Annotated in this window: 3 protein-coding genes; 2 read left to right on the top strand and 1 reads right to left on the bottom strand. The window is 60.5% G+C overall.

Annotated features, from left to right (window positions below; genetic code table 11):
* Positions 1-62 precede the first annotated feature (62 nt).
* Together NW844_RS03900 and lgt are read left to right on the top strand one after the other, a co-directional pair.
* Positions 63-755: a response regulator transcription factor gene (locus NW844_RS03900; RefSeq protein ID WP_414333655.1), complete on the top strand. Its 693-nt coding sequence runs from the start codon at positions 63-65 to the stop codon at positions 753-755.
* Between the two features lie 228 nt (positions 756-983).
* Entirely contained in the window at positions 984-2123 is a 1140-nt protein-coding gene (gene lgt / locus NW844_RS03895) for a prolipoprotein diacylglyceryl transferase (RefSeq protein ID WP_414333653.1), read from the top strand.
* A gap of 77 nt (positions 2124-2200) precedes the next feature.
* Here the strand turns inward: lgt and chrA are convergent, their stop codons facing one another.
* Positions 2201-3463, bottom strand: coding sequence for a chromate efflux transporter (gene chrA, locus NW844_RS03890; RefSeq protein ID WP_414333651.1), 1263 nt, complete (start codon positions 3461-3463; stop codon positions 2201-2203).
* Positions 3464-3535 lie beyond the last annotated feature (72 nt).

The raw sequence follows: 3535 nt of genomic DNA, 5'->3' as shown, positions 1-3535 counted from the left end.
ACGGCTAGGGTATGCTGGTGGGCAGTGAGCAAGTTTCCCACCTCTTCTTTTGAGGAGAGAATATGCCGGAACCGGAATCCTCCTCAGCCCACATTCTGGTGATCGAAGATGAGGCCAAACTGGCCCGTTTCCTGGAAACTGAGCTGACCTATGAGGGGTATCGGGTCAGTGTGGTCGGCGATGGCACGGCAGGGTTGGCGGCAGCCCGCGACCAGAACCCCGACTTGGTGCTGCTGGACTGGCTGTTGCCCGGGATCTCGGGGTTGGAAGTTTGTCGGCAACTGCGCTTGATGGGCAGCCGCGTGCCCGTGGTACTGATGACCGCCGGTGATGAGGTGGCAGATCGGGTGGCAGGGCTGGATGCCGGCGCGGATGATTACGTAGTGAAACCCTTTAGCCTTCAGGAGTTGCTGGCGCGGATACGGATCTATTTGCAGCACCCCAAGGGATCCCGTGACGGTCGGTTGGTGTTTATGGATTTGACGCTGGATCCAGTGACGCGGCAGGCGAGCCGGGGAGGGCGGCAGGTGGAGCTGACGGCCAAGGAATACGACCTGCTGCGCTACTTGATGGAACACCCCCGCCAGGTGCTCAGCCGCCAACAGATTTTGGAGCATGTGTGGGGCTATGACTTTACGGGCGATTCCAACATCATCGAGGTCTATATCCGCTACTTGCGTCTCAAGATCGAAGGCCCAGGAGAGAAGCGCCTCATCCAGACGGTGCGCGGGGTAGGCTACGTGTTGCGGGACTAGAAGCGCGACTGAGGCCGACATCCCCCAGAAGAATGGCCTGGGCAGCCTGAGGGGGATCGCTGCTGTGGCAAGATCGGGAAGAATGGATCCCTATCGAGGTGCGGGAACGGCTGCTCAAAACTGGAGCAAAGAACCCGGAGAGGATTTCGTCCTGCTGGCAGGTGAGGTTGATGGAAGCCGACTGCTGGAACTGAATTGGGGGATTTTGGGGTGCAGAGGGTGTTGTCGATGAATCCATGGAGTGCAGGTCTGCTGGGCCTTACCTTCAGCTCACCGGGAGAGTTTGTCTTCCGTTTTCCCCCCGAAACCCCTCTGGTAGGTGGGCTGGGGCTGCGCTGGTACGGCCTGCTGATGGCTATTGCCGTGTTGGTCGGCCTGCTCCTGACCAAAGCCCTGGCAGAGGCTCGCCATTTGGAGAAAGAGCCCGGCAAGGCCAGCGAACGGGTCGAGATCCTAGCCCTGTGGCTGGTGGTGTCCGGGTTTCTGGGCGCCCGCCTCTACTACGTCCTCACCCACTGGTCGGAGTTCAGGGACGATCCCCTCTCGGCCTTCGCCATCTGGCGGGGAGGCATCATCATTCACGGTGGCGTGCTGGCCGGCGCGCTTGCTCTTTACCTCTATTGCCGCGCCACCGGGATCAACGGCTGGAAGTACGCCGATGTGCTCACGCCAGGGTTAATTTTGGGCCAAGCCATCGGGCGCTGGGGCAATTTTTTTAACTCCGAGGCCTACGGGGCCCCCATTCTCCCCGACAGCAGATGGCCCTTGCGGGTGTACATCCCGCCCCAAGCCCGCGAGCCGCAATACAGCCAGTTTGAGTTTTTTCACCCCATCTTTTTCTACGAAAGCGTCCTCAACCTGGTTCTGTTTGCCCTCTTGATGGGGATGTTCTGGCGCTTTCCCAAACTCAAAGATGGCACCTGGGTTTGGACCTATGTCGTCGGCTACAGCTTAATTCGCATCCCCTATGAAATCTTGCGCGTCTCGGCGGTGGCCTATCTGCCGGGAACCTCCATCAAGGCTGCCTATGTGGCCAGCGCTGTAGGCCTAGTGCTTGGGATTGGCATGCTGATCTACATGTACCGGCTGCGCTTCGACCCCGATTTGGAGCAATTGGCCGCTTGGCTGGCCGAACGAGCAGGGCTGGAGCTGGGAACAGCCGCAGATCTTGTGCAGCGGGCTTGGGCCATCCAGCAAAAGCACCGCCGCGCCGACTTGCTGGATCGCGTTACTCTGGCCATGCCCCACTTTCCAAGCACCCTTGCCCCCCATCTCTCGCTGGGCCAACGGGAGCTGTTGATACGGCAACTGTTCTGCCGTCTGGAAGGCCGGGATCCCGCTGGAGAAGGGCTTCCCCAGGCAAGTTAGCGCTGTCAATCCCAGCAAGCGCGAGTTAGGCTCTCTTCATAATAGAGAGGGGATCCAGGAATCCAAAGCAAAAGCACCTACAGGCTGCGGGCCAGCAAGCCCAACCCCGCTCCAGCCATCACCAACAGCCACGTGGGCTGCCGGAAGCGCAGCAGGGCGATCAAGGCCGCCCCACCGATCCCCAAGGCCATCAACGAGGCTGCTGTTGTTTCTTGTAGCAGCGCCTTTTGGGCCAGAGGCACTGTGGCTGCGGCAACCGCCCCCAGCGCGGTTGGGGTGATGGCTTGCAGGAATCCCTTCACCCAAGCGTTGCGCCGTATGCGCAGCAACAGCGGTGCTGCCAGCAAAATAAAGGCAAAAGAAGGGGCAAAGATCGCCACCGTCGCCGTCAGCGCCCCCAACACCCCCGCCACCTTGTAGCCGATGAAAGCTGCCGTCAGCACCACCGGGCCGGGGGTAAACTGCCCAATGGCCACCCCATCCAAAAACTCCGCTGGCGTCAACCAGCCCAACTGATCCACCACTTCGTCGGCGATGAAGGGAATGATCACCAACCCTCCCCCGAAGATGGCACTGCCCACCTTGAAAAAAAACAGCGTCAAAGGCCAGAAGTAAGTGCCAATGCGCTCCAGCCCCCAAAAGCTGCTCACGGCTAGGGTTTCTGGCGGAACCGCGGCCCCCACCGTCTGGGCCAACATCAACACCGGCCCCGGCAGCAGAGCTGGGATCCCTGGCAAAGGGCTCCTTGGCCCGTAGAGCACCAACCCCACCAGCGCCGCCAGCCCAAACAACACCAGGATGTTCACCCCTCTTAGCAGCAGAGCAAAAGCCGCCACCGCGATCAGCCCCCGGCTCCAGTCTTGCACCGCCTTGCGGCCCAGCTTCCAGCAAAAGGCCAAGACAATGGCGATTACCACCGGGGCCACCCCAAAAAATAGCCCCTCTAGCTGTGGCACCCCCTGAAAGCGAAAATAAAGCCAAGAAAAAATCACCTCGATCACAAAAGCCGGCGCGATGAAGCAAAAGCCCGCCAGCACCGCCCCCAACCAGCCTGCCCGCACATAGCCAACATAGATCCCCATCTGGGTAGAAGCCGGCCCCGGCAACAGTTCACACAGGCCCACCCCTTCGGCAAATTGCTCCTGGCTCATCCAGCCCCGCCGGATCACCGCCTCATCGTGTTGCATGGCAATGTGAGCTTGTGGGCCGCCAAACCCCAGGGATCCCAGCCGCAAGAACACCGCAGCAATTTCCTTTAGTCGCGTCGAAAGAGGGGGCAAGGGATCGGGCAGACCACTTGCCACCCCAGGAGACTGGCCGGGAGAGGACTGAGGAGACATCGCCAAGGCTTGGCACCCGCTTATCCTGGCATCCAATGGTTGGTTACGTCGATCCCTAACTCCCCTCTCCCT

Source organism: Synechococcus sp. H55.2 (assembly GCF_047462495.1).
Classification (GTDB): domain Bacteria; phylum Cyanobacteriota; class Cyanobacteriia; order Thermostichales; family Thermostichaceae; genus Thermostichus.
This window is presented reverse-complemented; position numbering and strand designations above follow the sequence as displayed.

Excerpts from the sequence above, each read along its gene's own strand:
- NW844_RS03900 (WP_414333655.1), top strand. The coding sequence starts at position 63 with ATGCCGGAACCGGAATCCTCCTCAGCCCACATTCTGGTGATCGAAGAT.
- lgt (WP_414333653.1), top strand. The coding sequence starts at position 984 with ATGAATCCATGGAGTGCAGGTCTGCTGGGCCTTACCTTCAGCTCACCG.
- chrA (WP_414333651.1), bottom strand. The coding sequence starts at position 3,463 with ATGTCTCCTCAGTCCTCTCCCGGCCAGTCTCCTGGGGTGGCAAGTGGT.